Below are 18980 nucleotides of genomic sequence, written 5' to 3' on the forward strand. Positions count from 1 at the left end.
GGGGCCGCAGTTGCAACATTCGTGTATTTTCTACAAGTCTAACGAAAAAGCCCCGCCAAAGGGCAGGGCTAGTTATCTTTGCGCCGTCATGCGCCTTTAGCGGGTCGGTACAGGTATGTCGCCGCGATAGTCATAGAAGCCGCGGCCAGTCTTGCGGCCAAGCCAGCCGGCTTCCACATATTTCACCAACAGCGGGCAAGGGCGGTATTTGCTGTCCGCCAGGCCGTCATACAGCACCTGCATGATCGAGAGACACGTATCAAGGCCGATAAAGTCTGCCAGTGTCAGTGGCCCCATCGGGTGATTGGCGCCCAGCATCATGGCGTCGTCGATGGCTTCAACGGTGCCCACGCCTTCATAAAGCGTGTAGATGGCTTCGTTGATCATCGGCATCAGGATACGGTTGACGATGAAGGCCGGGAAGTCTTCGGACACCACGGTCGTCTTCTTCAGCTTTTCCGTGAACACATGGAAGCGGTCGAAGGTTTCCTCACTTGTGGCGATGCCGGGGATCAGCTCCACCAGTTTCATCACGGGTACCGGGTTCATGAAGTGAACACCCATGAATTTCTCTGGCCGGTCGGTTGAGGCGGCAAGGCGGGTAATGGCTATCGAAGACGTGTTGGATGCCACCAGCGCATCTGCCTTCAGGTGCGGGCACAGTTCCTTGAAGATGGAGGTCTTGATCTTTTCGTCTTCAACGGCGGCTTCGATCACCAGGTCGCATTTGTTGTGCGCCGCCAGCGTGTCGGCCAGCGTGATGCGGCCAATGGCTGCGTCCATATCAGCGGCCGTGATCTTGCCCTTGGTAACCTGGCGGCCCATATTGCCCTTGATGACTTCAAGCCCGGCTTCCGCACGGTCTATCGAGACATCCGAAAGGATCACATCCATGCCTGCAAGCGCGCAGACGTGGGCGATCCCATTGCCCATCTGGCCAGCGCCGATAATCCCTACCTTCTCAACCATGATATTCTTTCTTTGCCACGTTTTAAGTCGTGACTTTTTCTAACATATTTTTTTGAACAGGGGCAAAAAAGGGCGCGCAATACGTGCGAATTTTCGTCGCACAGGCTGCACGCCCTTTTAGAAATGTTTAGCCGAGGGCTTTTTCAAGCTCAGGTACGGCGTCAAACAGGTCTGCTACAAGGCCATAGTCCGCCACCTGGAAGATTGGGGCTTCTTCGTCCTTGTTGATGGCAACGATGATCTTGCTGTCCTTCATGCCGGCCAGGTGCTGGATCGCGCCGGAGATGCCAACAGCGATGTAAAGCTCTGGCGCCACGATCTTGCCGGTCTGGCCGACCTGATAGTCGTTTGGCACAAAGCCCGCATCCACAGCCGCGCGGGACGCGCCAACGGCGGCACCCAGCTTGTCTGCAACAGCGTCGATGATCTTGAAGTTCTCGCCCGAGCCCATGCCGCGACCACCGGAGATGATGATCTTCGCGGACGTCAGCTCAGGACGGTCAGACTTCGAAAGCTCAGCGCCCACGAAAGAGGATACGCCAACCTTGCCAGCTGCGGCGATGCTTTCAACAGCCGCAGAACCGCCTTCAGCGGCTGCTTTGTCGAACGCGGTGCCGCGCACGGTGATCACCTTCTTGGCGTCGGAAGACTGCACGGTCGCGATGGCGTTACCGGCATAGATCGGACGCTTGAAAGTGTCAGTGCTGACAACCTCAACGATGTCAGAAATTTGCGCAACATCCAGGCTTGCAGCCACACGTGGCAGGAAGTTCTTACCTGTGGTGGTGGCAGGCGCGAGGATCGCGTCGTAGCCATCCGCAACAGACAGCACAACTGCTGCGAGCTCTTCCGCCAGTGGGTGTTCGTAAGTCGCGTCGTCAGCAACCAGAACCTTCGATACGCCGTCGATCTTGGCGGCGGCTTCTGCGGCGGCAGCGCAACCGGAACCAGCCACAAGGGCGTGTACTTCACCAAACGCTTTGGCAGCCGTGACGGTCGCAAGCGTTGCGTCTTTTACGGACGCGTTATCATGTTCTACAACAACGAGAGCGGTCATTAGATTACTCCCTTTTCTTTAAGCTTGCCCACCAGTTCCTCAACGCTTTCAACCTTGATGCCGGCTTCGCGCTTCGGTGGCTCTTCAACCTTCAGCGTGGACAGGCGCGGTGCCATGTCGACACCGAAGTCGGCTGGGGTTTTCTCGTCGATCGGCTTGCGCTTCGCTTTCATGATGTTTGGCAGCGTTGCGTAGCGTGGCTCGTTGAGGCGCAGGTCAGTGGTGATGACAGCCGGAAGGTTCAGCTTCACGGTTTCCAGACCGCCGTCGATCTCGCGCGTTACATTCACGCTGTCGCCGTCTGCAGCAACTTCAGAAGCGAACGTGCCTTGCGGCCAGCCAAGAAGCTGTGCCAGCATCTGGCCTGTCTGGTTGCAGTCGTCATCAATGGCTTGCTTGCCCAGAAGAACGATCGATGGATTTTCTTCTTCCACGATGCCCTTCAGGATCTTGGCAACCGCGAGAGGCTCGCTTTCGCCGTCATGCTCCACCAGGATGCCGCGGTCGGCGCCCATAGCGAGACCGGTGCGCAGCGTTTCCTGTGCAGCCTTAGGGCCGATGGAAACAACAACAATCTCTTCTGCCTTGCCCGCTTCCTTCAGCCGGATCGCTTCTTCGACAGCGATCTCGTCAAAAGGGTTCATGGACATTTTAACGTTTGCGAGCTCAACGCCCGTATTGTCGGATTTAACGCGAACCTTCACGTTATAATCGACGACCCGTTTTACGGGGACCATGATCTTCATGGGGTTCTTTCTCCCAATTTTTGTGCAGGGCAACAAAGCCCCTGAGAACCTTGGTTGACTAGGCCGGGGCAATCAGGCCCCAACCCTTGAAAATATTAGGGGTACACAGCGTTAAACCAGATAAAAACCCGAGTCAATGCGGTGCAGCATTTTGCGCTGCGCCGTAGCGTCAATCCGGGCTATCGTGTTGCGCCAGGCACCCACAAAACGTCCGAAGCACCATCCTTGTTGAGGTGCCTTGAAAGGACAAATAGGTGGTCGGACAGCCGATTCAAATATTTTATCGCCGCCGGGTTGATCGAAACCTCGCGCGATGCAGTGATGGCATGCCGCTCAGCGCGCCTGATCACGGTCCGTGCCAGATGCAGATGGGCGCTGGCCGCAGACCCGCCGGGCAGGATAAAGTTGGTGAGCGGCTGCATGTTCGCGTTCATGCTGTCGATCTCTTCTTCCAGCCGCGTCACCTGCGCGTCCGTGATGCGGAGCGTCATCTCACCCGGCGTGAAATCCTCGCCTGGGGTTGAAAGGTCCGCGCCCAGGTCAAACAGTTCATTCTGGATGCGCGCCAGCATCTCGTCCGCCGCCCCTTCGGTCGTGAGCCGCGCGAGCCCAATCACCGAATTGGCTTCGTCCACTGTGCCGTAGGCCTCAATGCGGGCGTTGTCCTTTGCCACGCGTTCACCGCCGGTGAGCGATGTCTCACCCTTGTCGCCGCCGCGTGTGTAGATTTTGGTCAGCTTCACCATGCCTGGGGCCCTAAATCGTAAAGGCAAACAGGGCGAAGAACACAATGGCCAGTGCCTGTGCGCCTACGCGGGCCTGCATCAGCTTATTGCCGTATTTTTTGTTGAAATCACCGCCCTTCGCCATGGAGCCAAAGCCGGCGAACAGGATGAAAAGGGTGATCAGCATGAACAGCATGCCGAGAACGAGGAAAATAAACATATGCGCTGTCTCTCTTTTGCGTTTCGCACACTATAAAGCAGTACGGATGCAGGGCAACATCAGACCGGTAGGTGCGGCAAAAAGGACGCAACAATATCTATTTCGAAAATCGCGTTATTGTTGTTACATTGTTATCATAAATAGCAACGGGAGGCTGGTTTGAGATTGAAATGGATAGTGTTGGTAGTGGGGAGTTTGCTCTGGTCTACGGCTGCAATTGGGCAGACTACTGTGACAAAAGTAAACGGCGGGAGTGTTAAAGTTGAATTGGGATATGGTATCGCGGTCAATAAGGGGTCTTCACTTAATCGAGAGTGGATCGCGATAAATGATGCAGACCTGCCCCTTAAAATTAAAGGAACCCCGGGAGTTCAGGCTATTTATGATGCTGGAAAAAAGTATTCGAATGGAAGTTTCAAGTTTGTCGCAGCATACACGGTTTCTGCTGATGAGGAGTTGACTGCAGTAGAGGTTCGTTTTTTGACCTTTGATGTTTGGGGTGATCATATTCGAACTCTGACTGCAACGGATGTTATTGACTTGAAAGCCGGAGAGACCAAGAGCTTAGACGGCGAGTGGCGTGTGTATTCTGATAACGACATTATTGAATACTACGCTTCAATTGCGTACGTGGCTCAAGTAAGAACAAAGGATGGGCGCGTCTTAAAGGCTAACGCGAATGCAGTTCTCGAAGAGGCTAAGAAGTTCTCGGCGAAATTTGCCATGACTGATTTGGAGCCTATCGCGGAAAAATAGAATGTATCAGTGCTTCCGGGTCGATATCTCTCGCGCGCAAGCTTTCGAGCGTGACGGATTTGTTCCGCTTGGCGAAGCGTTCGCCGTGCTCGTCCAATAGCAGCCCGTGGTGGTGATATATGGGTGTCGGATAGCCGAGCAACTTCTGCAACACCACATGGATGTGCGTGGCGTGGAAAAGGTCCTCGCCGCGGATGATATGGGTGATGTGTTGCAGCGTGTCGTCCACCACAACAGACAGATGATAGCTTGTCGGCGTGTCCTTGCGCGCCAGCACCACGTCGCCGAGCTCTTCGGGTTTCGCCGTTACCTCGCCCTTGATCTCATCGTGCCACGAGAGCGGCTCGCCGATATGCTCAAGCGCGGCCTTCAGGTCCAGCCGCCAGGCGTGCGGTTTGCCCTCAGCCAGAAGTGGAACTGCGTCTGCCCGCCCCCGGCAGATGCCGGGGTAGATAGGCCCGTCCGGGCCGTGTGGCGCGCTCTCGGCGGCCTCGATTTCACGCTGGATATCTTTCCGCGTGCAGAAGCAGGGGTAGACAACTCCCATGGCCTTCAGCCGGTCCAGCGCCGTCTGGTAATCCGAGAAATGCTCGCTCTGGCGCCTGACAGGTTCTTCCCATGTCAGGCCAAGCCATTTGAGGTCTTCAAAGATACCGTCGACAAATTCGTTTCGGCACCGAACTGTATCAATATCTTCAATGCGCAAGAGGAAGCGCCCACCCTCTTCGCGCGCGCGGTGGTAGGCCAGAAGCGCAGAGTAGGCATGCCCCTTGTGCAGCCGTCCGGTGGGGCTGGGGGCAAAGCGTGTCACGAGTTGTTGCGGATCAGTGCTCATGGCCGCACTTTAGAAAGAAGTGCTGGACAAGGAAACGGCAAAATGACCGTCCGTGGATGTCTATGATGAAACCAAACAGGCGGCCTTGTTGATGGCTGCTGCCAGTTCTTTCTGGTTGATGGGCTTGCCAACGCAGTCGTTCATGCTGGCCTCAAAATAGGCTGCTTTGTTGTCCTCCATCACGTCGGCGGTGAGCGCGATGATGGGGATGGACGCTGCGGCATGTGGCAGGGCGCGAATTTTCCTGGTTGCTTCGGGGCCTGACATTTCGGGCATCCTGACATCCATCAGGATCAGGTCAAAGTCATTTTCCTCTGAAACCAGCCGCAATGCTTCCTTGCCGCTTTCGGCAATTGTCACCTTGTGCCCCATCTTTTTGAGGGTGTTCTGGACAATCATCTGATTGATCTGATTGTCTTCCGCAACAAGGATGGACAACGCCTGTTTTTCCGCTGCCGGGGATAGGGCTGGTTCGGCCTCTTTTGGCAGGTCATCGGCGCTGGCAGGCTCATAGGGCACAGAAAACCAGAAGGCGCTGCCCAATCCCGGCGTGCTTTTGACTGTAATTTCGCCGCCCATACGTTCCACCAGTTTCTTGCATATGGCCAGCCCAAGGCCGGTGCCATGATATTTACGGCTGGTGGAAGCGTCGGCTTGCTCAAATTCCTGGAACAGGCGCCCCAGAAGTTCCCCATCCATGCCGATCCCGGTGTCGATCACTTCAAACTCAAGCCGTTTTTTTGCGGCATTGTGACCGCATACCAGCGTGACCGAGCCACGATCGGAAAATTTTACAGCGTTGCCCATCAGGTTCACCAGCACCTGCCTCAGGCGCGTCGGGTCTGCCTTAACGGCCTCAGGAAAATCCCTGGCAATTTTCGCGGTGATTTGCAGTGTGTCTTTTTTCTCCATCGGGCAGGTTTGATAAAACATCTGCACGACTTCATTTGCCATAATCGCCGGGTTGAAGGGGATCTGCTCAATCTCGAACTTGCCTGCGTCCAGCTTAGAAATGTCGAGAATATCATTGAGAATACGCAGCAGCGCCTGGGCGGCTGATTTGATCTTGTCGACCTTTGCCCGGCTTTCATCAGGCAGCTTGTCTTCCTGCAGCATGTCAGAAAAACCCAGAATTCCTGTCATGGGCGTTCGGATTTCGTGGCTCATGGTTGCCAGGAACGCGCCTTTCGCCTTGTTGGCCAGAACGGCCTGCTGCTCTGCGTGGCGGCGCTCAGCCATCTCCCGTGACAGGCGGTATAGCGCAGCGCCGAACAAAAGTGCTGTGACCAGGGTGGTGATCATGACAGGTGTCAGGGCCTTGATGCGCGCTGCCCAGATGGCTTCAGCCGGGATTTGCGCCACAAGCTTAAGCGCAATATTGTTCGTAACAGTCAGGTGGCTCTCGGTTACGCCGATGGTATCCCACGTCCAGTGGCCTGCGGCAGTTTCCGCGTGTCCTTGGGGTGTGGTGTTTATCTTTTGCCAGGCTAAGGGGTTGCGCGTGCCCAGTGTTTCCGTTTTCCCCAGCATGAAGCCCCATTCATCGGCCGGGTTTGGCGATTTCAGCCAGAATCCATCGGCATTCAGCAGCATGATGTTTTCATTGTCTGAAAAGCTGATGATCTTGTCGAGCATGGGCTTGGCCGAGATGTTCAGCACCACGATGCCGTGCGGTATGCCGCTGTTGTCAAACAGCCGAAGCGCCATTCGGACAACCGGATTGAAGGGTTGCTGGACTACGCCGTTCTCCACGTTCAGGTCAAGCGGGGAAACATAAAGCTCAGAGGGCCCAAGCTGGAGGCCCTGTCGCACATAGGGGCGACTGCTTTTGTCCTGCAGGTCATCTGTTTCCAGCCTACGGACATCGGCGGGGGCGGGTTGATCAATCCTGACAACCTCAACCCCGTCTTCGCCAATCCAGCGGACCTGGGCATAATTGGGGTTGCGCATCAAAAGTGTGGTGAAGGCATTGGCCACTTCATCAAGAGCCGGGTCAGCCTGGCTGACTGCCTGCCGCATTCTTGGTTCAAGGACTGCCACGCTATAGAGGTGGCTGGCAGGAAGCCTCAGGCTTGAATGGAGCGACTGGCTGGCAAGGCGGACAGAGAGCGTCTCGCGGGCAATGAACTGTTCATTCAAGCGTGTGTAGGCCATCTGCCCGGCGTAAAAGCCGAACGCGGCGATCACCGCGAGGCCGAGCAGTAGCCACAGAGTAAAGCGTTTGCCTGATATGTTTTTTGTCACCATCGTATCCAAATAGGGGAACCGGTGCTCAGAACGCCTAAGCAACAGTGCCTTATTTCCTACGCCTGTTCCAGTTGCTTTGGATGAAATTATCAGTTGAATACTTTCAAGGCCGTTAATTTACCCGAGTGAATTTCAACATGGGTGAGAAACCCTGGATGGTTTACTGCAGGCCATGCTTTGGCTTTTGGCCGCTTGCCCACGTCAAAACCCGCGGGTAAGATCGCGCCAAGGGGGCAGGGATGACACTACCGCGCATTGAAGCAAAAGAAATACCCATATATAGGCCGCGCGCGTTGAAAGCGTTGGCGCGCCGCATCGCGCGCACCATTACCCGCTATCCTTATTTCACGGTCGTATCGGGTTTTGATACAGTGGCCAACGAGGAGGAGATCAAGGCGCTCGCCAGCATGCTTGGTACGCTTGGTTGCAGCGCAAAACAGACGCAGCCGCCGCTTTCCTTCACCCGCGTCGCTGTGAACCCTGAGGCTGTCCGGCGCACCAGAAAAGCAACGGCCTACAGCCGGACCCACCTGCCCATCAGCCCCCACACAGACAGCAGTTATCTGCCTGAACCCCATGACCTGGTGGCCTTCCAGTGCGTGGTGGCGGACACGGGCGGCGGTGAAAATGCCATGGTGGCGGTGACTGACGTGCTTACCTGCCTTGCTCCCGCAGACATCAAGCGCCTTCGCCAGCCGGTGTTCCCATTCTCAAGGGGATATTTCCCTGTGCTTGAAGGGGAGGGAGCTGAGACCACGATCCGCTATTACCGCACGCAGGTTGACCAGGCGGTTCTGGACGGCGCGAGCCTGAGCGAGGATGACCGCGCGCTTCTGGACCGGCTGGATGACGTGCTGGCGCATAAGGCACAGGCCTTCACCTTCAAGCTGGAGGAAGGCGAGGCTGTGTTTTTCGCCAACCAAAAGGTGCTGCATGCCCGCACCGGGTTTACAGCAGACAGCAATCGAACGCTTTTCCGGGTGCGTCACACCGTTGACTTGAAGCACGCAGCAGCAGGCGGCCTCAAGAGCTGGCTTTCCGGGTTGCGTGCCAAGCCAGACACTGCGCCTGTGCGGCGGGACCCTGTTCATGACCTTAGGGATCAGGTCGCTGAAAGCCCGGATGATCCGCTTCTGGTGCGGCGGCTTTCCACAATACTGGCCTCGCGCGGTGCTTTTTCAGAAGCCGCTGTGTGGAACCAAAAGGCGCTGGCGCTGGCGCCCACGGCGTATGACAATCTTGTCCTCAAGTCCTGCTTGCGCTGGGAAGAGGGGGACCGCGAGGGTGCGCAGGAAGCCCTACGCCAACTGGCGGAGCATCACCCCTATGAATTCCCGCGCCGCGCTGATCCGGCAGGCCCCAACATTCTTCGGGTGCGGGGCATGAAGAATGTGAAATATCAGCTGCGCACCAAGGCGCGCGGATTTGAACCCTCGCTTGAAGGCGGGCATTTCTCGGTTACCAATTTCCTCCGTGACCGGCGCTATAATGTGTGGCTGCATAATATCTATGATACGCCGGCTGAGTGGCCGGGCGACAGGCCAGCCCCTGACCTGGTGCTGAACACCATTGCCTGCGCCGACAGAATGACCGACAGCCTGAAGGCCCTGTCAAAGTTCCTGGCGGCATGGCCGGGCGTGCCGGTTATCAACCACCCTGACAAGGTGCTGCAGACCACCCGGGAACAGAACTGTCGCCGGTTGGGGGCTATCGACGGTGTGGTGTTCCCGAAAACAGAGCGTGTGCATTGGGACGGCGGCGACACCGGCAGCATGGTGTGTGCGATCACTGAGAAGGGCTTTAGCTATCCGCTGGTGCTGAGGCCGGTTGAGACCCATACCGGGGTTGAAGTGGCTCTGGCGGCGGACACTGAGGCGGTGCAGGACTATTTCAATGCCGCGCGTGCAGGCCGGGATTATTACTTCATCCAGTATCATGACCTGTCGGACGAGAGAGGGTTTTTCCGCAAAAGCCGGACCTTCTGTATCGACGGGCAGTTCCACCCGGTGGCGAGCCTCGTGCACAACGACTGGAATGTCCATTCGGGCGACCGCTACAGCGTGATGGTGGACAGCGAAGAACTTCAGGCCAGTGAACAAGCCTATCTGAAGGATTTTGAAGGCTGGCTGGGGCCGGATAACATGGCGCGGCTTGAAGAGGTGCGCAAGCTCATCGGCCTGGACTTTTTCGGCATCGACTTCTGCAAGCTGGATGACGGACGCCTGTTCATTTTTGAATGCAACGCGGCCATGCGCCACAACTATGACCACGCCGGTGCCTTCCCCTATACCGAACCCTATCTGGACCGGGTATCGGACGCCTTTGACGCCATGCTCACCGCCCGAACGGGGCCGGTGGCGCACGAATGGATGAAGCTGAGCCAGCGCGCCGCGCGTTTCTAGGGCAAATGTTCGACCCGGGGTTGATATGCTGTGCGGGCACAACATAATGCTTTGTCATCCGCGTGTAACACTGTATCTTGTATATATGACCTGTCGGAGTTGAAGCCCTTATGTTGCGGGGCGGTGCCGATGGTGGGCGTCGGTACCCTTTCCGGCTTGTCGGGGGGATATAGACTATGGGTGTTAACTTTACGCCCCACTTGCCTTCGCCGGACAGTTGTCCGGCCCTTGTGCTGAACGCCGATTATCGGCCGCTCAGCTATTTTCCGTTAAGTTTGTGGAACTGGCAAACGGCCCTTAAGGCCGTTTTTTTGGATCGGGTGTCGATCCTGTCGAATTACGAGCGTGAGGTGCACTCACCCTCAATGACCATGCCGCTACCAAGCGTGATCGCGCTGAAGAAATATATCAGACAGCCGAAATATCCTGCTTTTACGCGGTTCAACCTGTTCCTGCGCGATGAATTCACCTGCCAATATTGTGGCTCAACGGAAGACCTGACGTTCGATCATGTCATCCCCAGAAGCCAGGGTGGCAGAACCAGCTGGACCAACATTACGGCAGCGTGCGCGCCGTGCAACCTCAGGAAGGGGGGTAGAACACCGGAAGAAGCGCACATGTTCCCAAGGCGCAAACCCACGAGGCCCTCGGCACACGAGCTTCACGAACACGGTCGCCAGTTCCCGCCAAACTATCTGCATGAAAGTTGGCGGGATTTTCTTTACTGGGACGCGGAACTGGAGCGCTAGGCGAAGCGGGTTTGTTCGTCATGCTGAACTCGTTTGGCGCACCGCCAGCATTGCAAACAGCATCCAAGCTATGTCTGCGGCAGCGACCTTGAGTGATTTGGGCGACAAATAGACCCTGAAACAAGTTCAGGGTGACGGCCTTGCGTGTGATGTCAGACCCGCTTGGAGATCCAGATGGCTGCGCGGCAGCCGGCCTTGATGGCGGCGGAAAGAACCGGGTAACCCACGGCTTCTTCAGCGCCATGTTCTTCGGCGATCTTTTTGTGTTCGACCTCTTCGGCCTGGAACTTCTCAATCACCTCTTCAAGCTCGGCGTCCTTGCCCTTAAGCGCATCGCGCTGGTGCTGGTAATGGTCGTCGATCACTTCTTCGACCGCCTGGGTGCAGGCCATGGCGGCCTTTTCGCCCATCAGCGCGGTGGTGGCGCCAAGCGCGAAGCCTGCCACATGCCAGAAGGGAGTCATCAGCGTGGGGCGCACGCCGCGTTCGGTGATCATCTTGTTGAAGCGGTCCAGGTGAACCTCTTCCTGCTCATACATGTGTTTGAGTAAGCCCGCTTTCGGGTGTTTGTCACCCATCACGGCGCGTTGGCCCGCATAAATCCGCACCGCGCCATATTCGCCCGCATGGTCCACGCGGATCATGCGCTCGGTCTCTTCCTTCAGGCTGCGATCACCCGGCAGCGGGCGCGCAGGCGCTTGTTTTTCAAGCGTTGGCTTCGGAAGTGTCTCTTTTGCGGTTTTGCTCATATCCAGTCCTTCAGGCCGACCTTGCCTTGTTCACGCAAAACAGCGTCATGCCGGTTGCGATCAGGAAATTATAGCCTGCCATGGATATGCCGAAAAGGGACCATGCTATATCGTCGCAGCGAATAAGTGGCGCGTCCATGATGGCCTTCAGCGCGTCATCAATGCTGTCGGTGACATTCACATAGCTTGAGCAGGTCGCAAGGCCTTCCCACCAGCGCTGCTCGACCCCGAAGTGGAAGGCGGCGATGCCTGCGTCTGTCGCGAACAGAAGCGCCAGCAGAACCAGCACCCATTTGCGTGGCAGGCTTTTCATGCCGGTAGCCAACAGGCTGACGGCCATGATGGCCATATAGGGATAGCGCTGCCACCAGCAGAGCTCGCACGGCGGATAGCCCGCAAGCTGGAAGCCGAAGGCGGACCCAAGCACAAGCGTGGCCATAATGCCTGCAAACAATACCGGTTCGCGGTCAGGGAAGGATGTGAGTGTCTCGCTCATGCGGATGGTCCTACAAATATTTCAGCGCAACAAAGCCCAGAATGCCTACCACCATGAAGGCCGTGGTGACAAGCCCGAGGCGCTTTTCAATAAAGTCGCGGATTGGGTCCCCGAACTTCCACAGAAGCGCGGCCACAAGGTAAAAGCGCGCGCCTCGCGCCGGAATGGACGCGCCAATGAACACAAGCGGGTTCAGGCCCACAACGCCGCTTGCTATGGTGACCACCTTGAAAGGAATGGGCGTGAAGCCCGCCACCAGCACAATCAGGATGCCATAATCGGTGTAATAACCGCGGAAGGCTTCAAACTGCGGCCCGTAGCCGTAAAACTCGATGATCGGTCGGCCGATGGTTTCAAACAGGAACATGCCGATCAGATAGCCCGCAACGCCCCCCAGCACGCTGGTGATCAGCGTAATGGTGGCCAGCCGCCAGGCCTTCAGCCGGTCGGCCAAGATCATGGGGATCAGCATGATATCGATGGGGATCGGGAAAAAGCTGGATTCCGCGAAGCTGATCGCGCCCAGCCATTTTTCGGACGCCGGGCTCTGGGCCTTTTCGATCGTCCAGTCGTACAGTTTCCTGATCACGGTGGTTATGTCCCCTCTGAATGCTGGTCCAGCAGCAAACCTCAAACTTCCTTAGCAATGGGGCAAGCTCAAGGCAACTGAATGCGCGTGTGCGGCTGAATAATTTATAAGGGGCCCAAAGGGCGGCCATTGTGCGCTTGACGGGAAAAGAAACGCGTATATTATGCGCGGGCTTTCTACCGCAGATTCTATGCGCAGTGCCCCTGTGGCGGAACTGGTAGACGCGCGGGATTCAAAATCCCGTTCCTTCGGGAGTGTCGGTTCGATTCCGACCGGGGGCACCAAAACAAACGGCGACCATCTGGTCGCCTTTTTGTTTTGTACCTTCCTTGAGGAATAACCGTGTTCGTTCACGAAGCGAATGGAATGAGCGGAGTAGACGTGAGCATGGCAAAGCCTGCGCAACGTCATTCCGACCGGGGGCACCATATCTTCCAGTTGCAATATATCGTGAGCTATCGCGGGCCTTCTTGCACGGCTTGGGCCTATTCAAGCCTCTAGCGCGTCAGCCGCCTCAAATAACCCCATATAATACTGAACTATTTGCCACGATAGCTATCGCAATTTGTGCAGAAATGGCTACAATCACGGGGGATTGGCGGTCATAACTTGAGGGTGGGGGCTTTTATGCTTGGTTTCTTCGCGGATTTTGAAACGCTAAAGACGATCCCTAATATCCCGGCTTCCAGCCGCACGTTCCAGTTGCCCGTTTATGCTCAGGTGGGGGATGACCTGTTCCTCTCATACTATACCGACGAGCAGGCCCCGGGATGGGAAGATGCCCTGGCGCTGGACCCGGCGGGGGCCATGTCCCACATGGCTTATGCCGTGCTCCGCTTTCATGATGTACTGTATTTTTCCTGCGAGACCTACGAAGACGATACCATTCGCGAACACCGGCTGGCGGAGTTCGGGTTGAAGCCTTTCAGCCAATATGTGGTGGAGCATTCGGCGCTGGTCGAGCGCCTGTTCGATCGTCAAGAGAAAAGCACGATCAAGCAGCAGCGGTACCCGCGGGAGGCGAGGCATTTCATTTTTACCATGCATGGCCATGTGTTCGAGCTGGTCGCCGCTGGGTTTGAGTTGGCGCGTGGGCGTGGGTCGCTCGTGGATGCCATCGCGCCCATGGTGACACGCCGGATGAACGGCCACGCTGCCGCGCAGCAGCCCTGAAGTACCCCTTTTTCCGCGGCGCTATTCCGCCGCGGCTTCGGGCGCTGGGGGCGGGCAGAAGCGCTGGCCCTTGTCGAATATGATCTTCCACTCGCCGTCGGCGTTTTTGCGCCAGGTGCTGTGGAAGTAGGCCACAACCGTGCCGTCGGGCGCCATTACCGGGCCAGTGGAGCGGGCGAGCGTACCGCTTTCAAGCACCAGCACGGTCTCAGGCTTCCATGAGAAAGGCGCGGCCTCGCCCTCATAATAGGCTTTCCAGCGTGCCATCACGGCTTCCTTGCCGCGGTCCGGCACATTCGGGCCCCAGAAGACCGTCTCTTCATCCAGGAAGCTGGCGAAGGCTTCGAAGTCGCGGTCGGCCATGGTTTTGGCGAAAGCCGCCTCCACCGCCGCCACTTCTTGTTCGAGCGCCGTGGCCTCATAGCCTGTCAGCAAGTCTGCCGCACTGAGTGCTGGTGCGCCCATGGCCATGGCTGCTGCCAGCACCAAGGATTTGAATTGAATATGGGTCATGCTGTTTCCTCCCCAGCTTATGTCTGGCTACCAGTTTACCGCTAAGCTGGAAGGATTGTCTATTATACGTCCGTTCAGGGCAGGGCCGATTACTCCGGCTTCCTGAGTACCATGAAAAGCGCCTTCTTCGGCCCCGGTTGCCACTTGTAGGCCACGCTGAAGCCAGCGTCCGTGAACTCTTTTTCAAGCTCCGCCGCCGAGAAGAACTTCACAACACTTGGGGCAAAACGCACAAGGCGCATCAGCGGCAGCAGGAACCGCACCCAGCCAAGCCCATCCTTGAGACAGGCGGTGCTGGTAACCATCAGCCCACCGGGCTTCAGCATATCATAGCAGCGCTGGATGACGGCCTGCCGGTTTTCCAGCAGGTGCAGGATGGAATGCGCCATCACCATGTCCTGGCTTTCGTTCGGCACATCCAGATCATCAATGGCGGCAACCTCGAATGACACATTCGTCACGCCTTCCGCTTCCGCCTTGGTGCGCGCAATAGCGATCATCTCTTCGGAGATGTCAGTGGCGCGAATGTGCTTTACATGGGGCGCATGCAGAAGCGCCGTGCTGCCGGTGCCGCAGCCGATCTCAAACACCTCCATGTCAGGCGTGAAGTAACTGCGCGTGACCTCAAGCTTGCGCTCATAAGACGGCATGTCGCCGATTTTGGCTTTGGCATAGCGCGCGGCTACGCGGTTCCAGAATTTGGCATCCTGATGCATGAATGTTCCCCATCGCTGCTGTCGTTTACGGCTTTGGTGCCGATTTCTGTAAATGTGGGGTGTTTGATGCCTGGTGTAAAGGGCTGTTGCGGGGCAGACGCCCCGCGCCGGTTGGTTGACCTCTGCATAGGCGGATCAATCGTTCAGTTTGACGATATCCTCGATCATCACACTGGCTTCGCCAAGGAGGGTGTTGATGGTTTTGGGGTCATCAAAGATACGGTAGACATTGACCGACAGCATATGATCGTTGACCAGGGTTATCCCGATCACGGCACCAACCGGCATCCGGCCATTTTCTGTCGCGACCTGTAGCTGAAGGCCTGCATAGACACCAGCATCGGTTTTCGCCAACAGTGACGGTACGCCGGTGCCGGAAATTTCAATAGGCGCCATGTTGTCCGTGCCCAGAACGCTCTCGCCGGCCTGGTTTACATTTTTGCTGATCTCGGCAACATCCACCTTCACGCCCTTGTCGAATTCCACGGCCAGGGCCTCGACCAGCTGTTTTCGCGTTATACCCTTGATCGGCTGGGCTTTGGTGCCGCCCTGTAGCGGTGACAACAGGATGACCCAGCGGCTTAGATTCAGAGAAACCCCCTCACGCAGCTGAGCAAGCTCATCGCAAAGCAGGTAAGCCCCCGCCACTTCGTTGCTGCCGGCGTTGGCCCTTACCTGAATATCTAGCCAGGCCTTGTCGAAAGGCTGTGCTTTGTCGATGGCGCAGAAGTCATCGTCCGCACGAACCGTCACGCTTGTTTCACCGAAGCTGACCTGATTGTCACCAGCATGGGTGGCGATGGAAAGGGCGATGGCAAGGCTGAAGGCTGTGGCCAGACGAATAAGTTTCATGGTTTCCCCCGAAAAAAAAGATTGAAGGACAGGCTAAGTCATCGGTGTATCAGAGGCAACAGCTTTGGATACAGTGCGGCTTCAAGGTTGATCTTTCATTCATGTTGCAAACTACCGTATTGTTGCCCTGCAAAATTGGGAGGCTGGTATGATCAAGGGAAGTTGCCACTGTGGTGCTGTAAGGTTCGAATTTCCAGGTTCGCCGGAATGGCTGACGGAATGTAATTGTTCCCTCTGTCGACGTCTGGGCGCGCGCTGGGCCTATGCCGATGAAGCGAATGTGACGCTTCATATGGCTTCAGGCGCAACGGAGAGCTATATCCAGGGCGACAGGACGCTGGCGACACACCGCTGCAGGACATGTGGCTGTGTGACCCACTGGGAAGCCCTTGATAAGTCGGAAAGCAGCCGCATGGGCGTGAATATGCGTCTGGCGGACCCCGCGGATGTGGCCGGCATCCGCGTGCGGCATCTGGACGGCGCGGATAGCTGGCAATATCTGGATTAGGGCACCTGGCGGGCCTGCGCGGCCTGCTCAGATATAATCGAAATCGTCTTCCCCATGGTGCGCTTGCGGTGCCTCGGGGTGGATGGGCACGGTCAGGATGACGGTCGTTCCCTTGCCTTTTTCAGACTCGATCTGCATGCCCCCCTTCATCAACAGCATGAAATGTTCCACCAGCGGCAGGCCAAGGCCCGTGCCTTCGCCCTCGGCCTGAACATACATCTGTTTGCTGACCTGGGCAAAAGGCTGCATGGCCAGCTCGATTTCCTGTTTGGTCATGCCGATGCCGGTGTCCGTTACTTTCAGTTCGAACTGGTCTCCCAGTTCTGTGGCCTCGATGGATATATGGCCCTCGGCGGGCGTGAACTTCACTGCGTTCGACACCAGGTTGATGATTACCTGCTTGAGGATGCGCGGGTCCGTAGTGATCTCCAGCGCGGGCACTTTCAGGTGCAACTGCTGTTTCTTGCGGTCCATCAGTGGCTGGCTGAATGCCACGGCTTCTTGAACAATCTGGTCCAGATAGGCGTCATTGAATTGAAGCTCGAACCGGCCGGCTTCCAACTTCGACAGGTCAAGAATATCGTTGATAATATCCAGCAGGTGCTTGCCGCTTTCGCAGATATACCCCAGATATTCGTCAGTTTGCTCCGGCGTGACGGCCATGTCCTTCTGCAGCATTTCTGAGAAGCCGATCACGGCATTCAGCGGCGTGCGCAGTTCGTGGCTCATGGACGCAAGGAAGCGTGACTTGGCGATGCTGGCGGCTTCGGCCTCCTCTTTCGCCTGCGTCAGTTCCATGGTGCGTTCCACCACCATTTGCTCCAGCCGCTCTTTCTGCTCTTCCTGCAGCTTATAATGCAGCCTCAGTTCGTGGATCATGTCCGCGAAGGCGCTTTGCAGTATCCGCAGTTCATCATGGCTGTGGCGTTCGCTGTTGGCCAGCAGGTCGCGGGTGACTTCGTCGTCCAGTTCTTTCTGCAGGCCACCAAATCGGGCCCGCCGGGCCAGGCTCGTGACGGTCTGCAGGGGTTTCAGCCAACGCTTCAGAAGCCATGCGGCGACAATGAGCCCAAGGAGCGCAAGCCCACCCGCATAGAGGCTCGCCTGCTGGATCAGGGCGTTGATGTTGCCGCGCACCCGTTCGGTGGTGACGCCCAGATGCACGATGCCGATCAGCTCCTGCTTTGGCGAGGATGTTGTGGCTGGTGGCTCCGTATCATTGTCCTGCAGTAATTCTTCTTCGAACAGGTCGTCACTGTCGCTTGTCAGCAGATCGCGCCAGATGGGGGCACCAATGTGCATGCCCGCGCCCAGCGTATCCGTATCTTCATCGCTGCTTTCGGAATGCTGCAGCACGATAGGGCCCCGCGACCGTTTCACGCCCGAGGCGACATTGGCGTCTACGGCCTCTGATACTGCCCCGGCGGGCAGGGTGGCGATCACCTGTCCTTCCGGGTCCAGAATGCTGATGTAATTGATGTCCGGGTCCTCAAGGTATGGGCCTAATGTCTGCTCCAGAAGCAGCCGGTCGCGCACCAGAACCCCAAGCTTGACGTTCTTTGCGATGCCAGTTGCCGTGGCTTGGCCGCGGCGCGCCAGGTCGTCTGTGAAAACCTGCGATGATGTCACAACGAAAGCGGCGGCCAAAAGCCCACCAACGGAGACGACTAGCAGCACAAGGAAACCTGTTGCCCTTTGTGTCAGGCTCAGGTTGTCGGCCAGCCAGCGACCCGGCGCCCATGTCCGTCTTTGGGCTTTCATCGCATCACCATTTTCACCCCTGCGGGCGCACCGCCGGTAACATCCGGTGTCTGGCGCAGGGTTTCCTGGTTGACGAGCAATTGAAAGAGGGTTGGATCATCCGAAAGGTCAGGCGGTGTTCCGGTTTCCAGATAGTGTTCAATGGCCTTGCCCAGTTTTTCGCCCAGGCGCTTTGGGTCAATGGTCAGGGCCGCCAGCATGCCGCGGTCCACCAGCCTGTCGCTGTCCACCAATGTGGGGACCTGGTTTTCAAGCGTAAGCTGAAGGATATATTCCACCGTGTCGGCGTTGATCGCCACGCGGTCCTTGATGAAGACGATTGCGTCCATCTCCTGAATCGCGGTGCGCAGGCCCACCGGCACATCATAAGGGCGCTGGACATAATAGAATTTTATCTGCAGCCCCAGTTCCTGCGCGGCCAAGACCGTTGGCTCGCGAATATCGTCCAGCCTGTGCCGGGTGGCCAGGAAGCCGACGCGCTCGATATTGGGGGCCAAGGCCTTGAGCGCTTGCAGCTTCAACTTGGGTGAAGGAGGGACCACCAAGCTTACAACGCCTTTGCTGTATCGGGTGTCATCCATCTCAGACCGGCCCAGGCTGTAGAAGATCGGCACATCCTGAAGTTCGCGGGAAATCATGCGTGTGGCCGGTTTGCCCAGGGTGATCACCAGATCGAGTGCATTATTCTGTCTAAGCTGTGCCAGCTCATAGGAAATCTGGCGGCCGACCCGGACGCTGCCTTTCATATCCATATATTTGACAGGGCGGCAGGGCAGGCAGTGCTCATTAAGCGCTTCTGCAACCGTGATGCTGCGCTCGTGTTTCAGGGTATCGACAATATAAACTTCAGCGGCCTGAACGGTGGCAGGCGCATGCAACCAGCCCAGAAGCATCCATGCACTTCTGCATCCAATAAG

General features: G+C 57.0%; 20 protein-coding genes and 1 tRNA gene. 6 read left to right on the forward strand and 15 right to left on the reverse strand.

Going from position 1 to position 18980, the window contains the following annotated elements; genetic code table 11:
* Positions 1 to 96: 96 nt before the first annotated feature.
* From ACFO5Q_RS13640 to ACFO5Q_RS13660, 5 genes are all read right to left on the reverse strand, one after another.
* Positions 97 to 969 carry a 3-hydroxybutyryl-CoA dehydrogenase gene (locus ACFO5Q_RS13640; protein ID WP_068143531.1) on the reverse strand — a complete coding sequence of 291 codons (873 nt, stop codon included), beginning with the start codon at positions 967 to 969 and terminating at the stop codon, positions 97 to 99.
* A 127-nt stretch (positions 970 to 1096) separates the two neighbouring features.
* Entirely contained in the window at positions 1097 to 2026 is a 930-nt protein-coding gene (locus ACFO5Q_RS13645; protein WP_068143533.1) for an electron transfer flavoprotein subunit alpha/FixB family protein, read from the reverse strand.
* Positions 2026 to 2772, reverse strand: coding sequence for an electron transfer flavoprotein subunit beta/FixA family protein (locus ACFO5Q_RS13650; protein ID WP_068143535.1), 747 nt, complete (start codon positions 2770 to 2772; stop codon positions 2026 to 2028). Before ACFO5Q_RS13650 ends, ACFO5Q_RS13645 begins: the two co-directional genes overlap by 1 nt.
* Before the next feature lie 179 nt (positions 2773 to 2951).
* Positions 2952 to 3518, reverse strand: coding sequence for a cob(I)yrinic acid a,c-diamide adenosyltransferase (locus tag ACFO5Q_RS13655; protein ID WP_068143537.1), 567 nt, complete (start codon positions 3516 to 3518; stop codon positions 2952 to 2954).
* Between the two features lie 10 nt (positions 3519 to 3528).
* Positions 3529 to 3717 (reverse strand): twin transmembrane helix small protein, encoded by a 189-nt coding sequence (locus tag ACFO5Q_RS13660; protein ID WP_068143539.1) that lies wholly within the window; start codon positions 3715 to 3717, stop codon positions 3529 to 3531.
* Between the two features lie 231 nt (positions 3718 to 3948).
* Between ACFO5Q_RS13660 and ACFO5Q_RS13665 the strand changes: the two genes are divergently transcribed.
* Positions 3949 to 4473 (forward strand): hypothetical protein, encoded by a 525-nt coding sequence (locus ACFO5Q_RS13665; RefSeq protein ID WP_156431845.1) that lies wholly within the window; start codon positions 3949 to 3951, stop codon positions 4471 to 4473.
* Here ACFO5Q_RS13665 and gluQRS read toward each other — a convergent pair.
* Positions 4457 to 5308 carry a tRNA glutamyl-Q(34) synthetase GluQRS gene (gene gluQRS, locus ACFO5Q_RS13670; RefSeq protein ID WP_068143543.1) on the reverse strand — a complete coding sequence of 284 codons (852 nt, stop codon included), beginning with the start codon at positions 5306 to 5308 and terminating at the stop codon, positions 4457 to 4459. The two genes, ACFO5Q_RS13665 and gluQRS, sit on opposite strands and share 17 nt — an antisense overlap.
* 60 nt (positions 5309 to 5368) lie before the next feature.
* On the reverse strand, positions 5369 to 7552 hold the full coding sequence (locus tag ACFO5Q_RS13675) for a hybrid sensor histidine kinase/response regulator (RefSeq protein ID WP_197420913.1): 2184 nt from the start codon (positions 7550 to 7552) through the stop codon (positions 5369 to 5371).
* A 242-nt stretch (positions 7553 to 7794) separates the two neighbouring features.
* On the opposite strand from ACFO5Q_RS13675, the gene ACFO5Q_RS13680 reads away from it, so the two are divergent.
* Entirely contained in the window at positions 7795 to 9957 is a 2163-nt protein-coding gene (locus ACFO5Q_RS13680) for a TauD/TfdA family dioxygenase (RefSeq protein ID WP_068143547.1), read from the forward strand.
* Positions 9958 to 10133: 176 nt separating this feature from the next.
* On the forward strand, positions 10134 to 10706 hold the full coding sequence (locus tag ACFO5Q_RS13685; protein ID WP_068143550.1) for an HNH endonuclease: 573 nt from the start codon (positions 10134 to 10136) through the stop codon (positions 10704 to 10706).
* Between the two features lie 152 nt (positions 10707 to 10858).
* Here ACFO5Q_RS13685 and ACFO5Q_RS13690 read toward each other — a convergent pair whose 3' ends face one another.
* The 3 genes from ACFO5Q_RS13690 to ACFO5Q_RS13700 are packed head-to-tail and all read right to left on the reverse strand — an operon-like array spanning position 10859 to position 12540.
* Positions 10859 to 11455 carry a demethoxyubiquinone hydroxylase family protein gene (locus ACFO5Q_RS13690; protein ID WP_068143552.1) on the reverse strand — a complete coding sequence of 199 codons (597 nt, stop codon included), beginning with the start codon at positions 11453 to 11455 and terminating at the stop codon, positions 10859 to 10861.
* A 10-nt stretch (positions 11456 to 11465) separates the two neighbouring features.
* A complete protein-coding gene (locus ACFO5Q_RS13695) occupies positions 11466 to 11951 on the reverse strand; it encodes a disulfide bond formation protein B (protein WP_068143554.1) in 486 nt (161 codons plus the stop codon).
* A gap of 10 nt (positions 11952 to 11961) precedes the next feature.
* Positions 11962 to 12540 carry a YqaA family protein gene (locus ACFO5Q_RS13700; RefSeq protein ID WP_068143556.1) on the reverse strand — a complete coding sequence of 193 codons (579 nt, stop codon included), beginning with the start codon at positions 12538 to 12540 and terminating at the stop codon, positions 11962 to 11964.
* Between the two features lie 199 nt (positions 12541 to 12739).
* Between ACFO5Q_RS13700 and ACFO5Q_RS13705 the strand changes: the two genes are divergently transcribed.
* Both ACFO5Q_RS13705 and ACFO5Q_RS13710 read left to right on the forward strand, forming a co-directional pair.
* Positions 12740 to 12824 (forward strand) — tRNA-Leu (locus ACFO5Q_RS13705).
* Positions 12825 to 13167: 343 nt separating this feature from the next.
* Positions 13168 to 13713, forward strand: coding sequence for a hypothetical protein (locus tag ACFO5Q_RS13710; RefSeq protein WP_068143558.1), 546 nt, complete (start codon positions 13168 to 13170; stop codon positions 13711 to 13713).
* A gap of 21 nt (positions 13714 to 13734) precedes the next feature.
* Here ACFO5Q_RS13710 and ACFO5Q_RS13715 read toward each other — a convergent pair whose 3' ends face one another.
* The 3 genes from ACFO5Q_RS13715 to ACFO5Q_RS13725 form a co-directional block, all read right to left on the reverse strand.
* Positions 13735 to 14226: a YybH family protein gene (locus ACFO5Q_RS13715; protein WP_068143559.1), complete on the reverse strand. Its 492-nt coding sequence runs from the start codon at positions 14224 to 14226 to the stop codon at positions 13735 to 13737.
* A gap of 89 nt (positions 14227 to 14315) precedes the next feature.
* The gene (locus ACFO5Q_RS13720) at positions 14316 to 14942 is read right to left on the reverse strand and encodes a class I SAM-dependent methyltransferase (RefSeq protein WP_068143560.1); all 627 of its coding nucleotides are present in this window, start codon (positions 14940 to 14942) and stop codon (positions 14316 to 14318) included.
* A 135-nt stretch (positions 14943 to 15077) separates the two neighbouring features.
* Positions 15078 to 15794 carry a hypothetical protein gene (locus ACFO5Q_RS13725; protein ID WP_068143562.1) on the reverse strand — a complete coding sequence of 239 codons (717 nt, stop codon included), beginning with the start codon at positions 15792 to 15794 and terminating at the stop codon, positions 15078 to 15080.
* Positions 15795 to 15942: 148 nt separating this feature from the next.
* On the opposite strand from ACFO5Q_RS13725, the gene ACFO5Q_RS13730 reads away from it, so the two are divergent.
* The gene (locus ACFO5Q_RS13730) at positions 15943 to 16302 is read left to right on the forward strand and encodes a GFA family protein (RefSeq protein ID WP_068143564.1); all 360 of its coding nucleotides are present in this window, start codon (positions 15943 to 15945) and stop codon (positions 16300 to 16302) included.
* A 27-nt stretch (positions 16303 to 16329) separates the two neighbouring features.
* On the opposite strand, the gene ACFO5Q_RS13735 is transcribed toward ACFO5Q_RS13730, so the two are convergent.
* Positions 16330 to 18063: a sensor histidine kinase gene (locus ACFO5Q_RS13735; protein WP_068143566.1), complete on the reverse strand. Its 1734-nt coding sequence runs from the start codon at positions 18061 to 18063 to the stop codon at positions 16330 to 16332.
* A complete protein-coding gene (locus tag ACFO5Q_RS13740) occupies positions 18060 to 18956 on the reverse strand; it encodes an ABC transporter substrate-binding protein (RefSeq protein WP_197420914.1) in 897 nt (298 codons plus the stop codon). The genes ACFO5Q_RS13735 and ACFO5Q_RS13740 overlap by 4 nt, the downstream gene beginning before the upstream one ends.
* Between the last annotated feature and the right edge of the window lie 24 nt (positions 18957 to 18980).

Source organism: Kordiimonas lipolytica (assembly GCF_042651265.1).
Taxonomy (GTDB): Bacteria; Pseudomonadota; Alphaproteobacteria; order Sphingomonadales; family Kordiimonadaceae; genus Kordiimonas; species Kordiimonas lipolytica.

Bases quoted from the DNA above. Each gene is read 5' to 3' on its own strand.
- ACFO5Q_RS13640 (WP_068143531.1), bottom strand. From the start codon at position 969: ATGGTTGAGAAGGTAGGGATTATCGGCGCTGGCCAGATGGGCAATGGG.
- ACFO5Q_RS13645 (WP_068143533.1), bottom strand. From the start codon at position 2,026: ATGACCGCTCTCGTTGTTGTAGAACATGATAACGCGTCCGTAAAAGAC.
- ACFO5Q_RS13650 (WP_068143535.1), bottom strand. From the start codon at position 2,772: ATGAAGATCATGGTCCCCGTAAAACGGGTCGTCGATTATAACGTGAAG.
- ACFO5Q_RS13655 (WP_068143537.1), bottom strand. From the start codon at position 3,518: ATGGTGAAGCTGACCAAAATCTACACACGCGGCGGCGACAAGGGTGAG.
- ACFO5Q_RS13660 (WP_068143539.1), bottom strand. From the start codon at position 3,717: ATGTTTATTTTCCTCGTTCTCGGCATGCTGTTCATGCTGATCACCCTT.
- gluQRS (WP_068143543.1), bottom strand. From the start codon at position 5,308: ATGAGCACTGATCCGCAACAACTCGTGACACGCTTTGCCCCCAGCCCC.
- ACFO5Q_RS13680 (WP_068143547.1), top strand. From the start codon at position 7,795: ATGACACTACCGCGCATTGAAGCAAAAGAAATACCCATATATAGGCCG.
- ACFO5Q_RS13685 (WP_068143550.1), top strand. From the start codon at position 10,134: ATGGGTGTTAACTTTACGCCCCACTTGCCTTCGCCGGACAGTTGTCCG.
- ACFO5Q_RS13690 (WP_068143552.1), bottom strand. From the start codon at position 11,455: ATGAGCAAAACCGCAAAAGAGACACTTCCGAAGCCAACGCTTGAAAAA.
- ACFO5Q_RS13695 (WP_068143554.1), bottom strand. From the start codon at position 11,951: ATGAGCGAGACACTCACATCCTTCCCTGACCGCGAACCGGTATTGTTT.
- ACFO5Q_RS13710 (WP_068143558.1), top strand. From the start codon at position 13,168: ATGCTTGGTTTCTTCGCGGATTTTGAAACGCTAAAGACGATCCCTAAT.
- ACFO5Q_RS13715 (WP_068143559.1), bottom strand. From the start codon at position 14,226: ATGACCCATATTCAATTCAAATCCTTGGTGCTGGCAGCAGCCATGGCC.
- ACFO5Q_RS13720 (WP_068143560.1), bottom strand. From the start codon at position 14,942: ATGCATCAGGATGCCAAATTCTGGAACCGCGTAGCCGCGCGCTATGCC.
- ACFO5Q_RS13725 (WP_068143562.1), bottom strand. From the start codon at position 15,794: ATGAAACTTATTCGTCTGGCCACAGCCTTCAGCCTTGCCATCGCCCTT.
- ACFO5Q_RS13730 (WP_068143564.1), top strand. From the start codon at position 15,943: ATGATCAAGGGAAGTTGCCACTGTGGTGCTGTAAGGTTCGAATTTCCA.
- ACFO5Q_RS13735 (WP_068143566.1), bottom strand. From the start codon at position 18,063: ATGAAAGCCCAAAGACGGACATGGGCGCCGGGTCGCTGGCTGGCCGAC.
- ACFO5Q_RS13740 (WP_197420914.1), bottom strand. From the start codon at position 18,956: ATGCTTCTGGGCTGGTTGCATGCGCCTGCCACCGTTCAGGCCGCTGAA.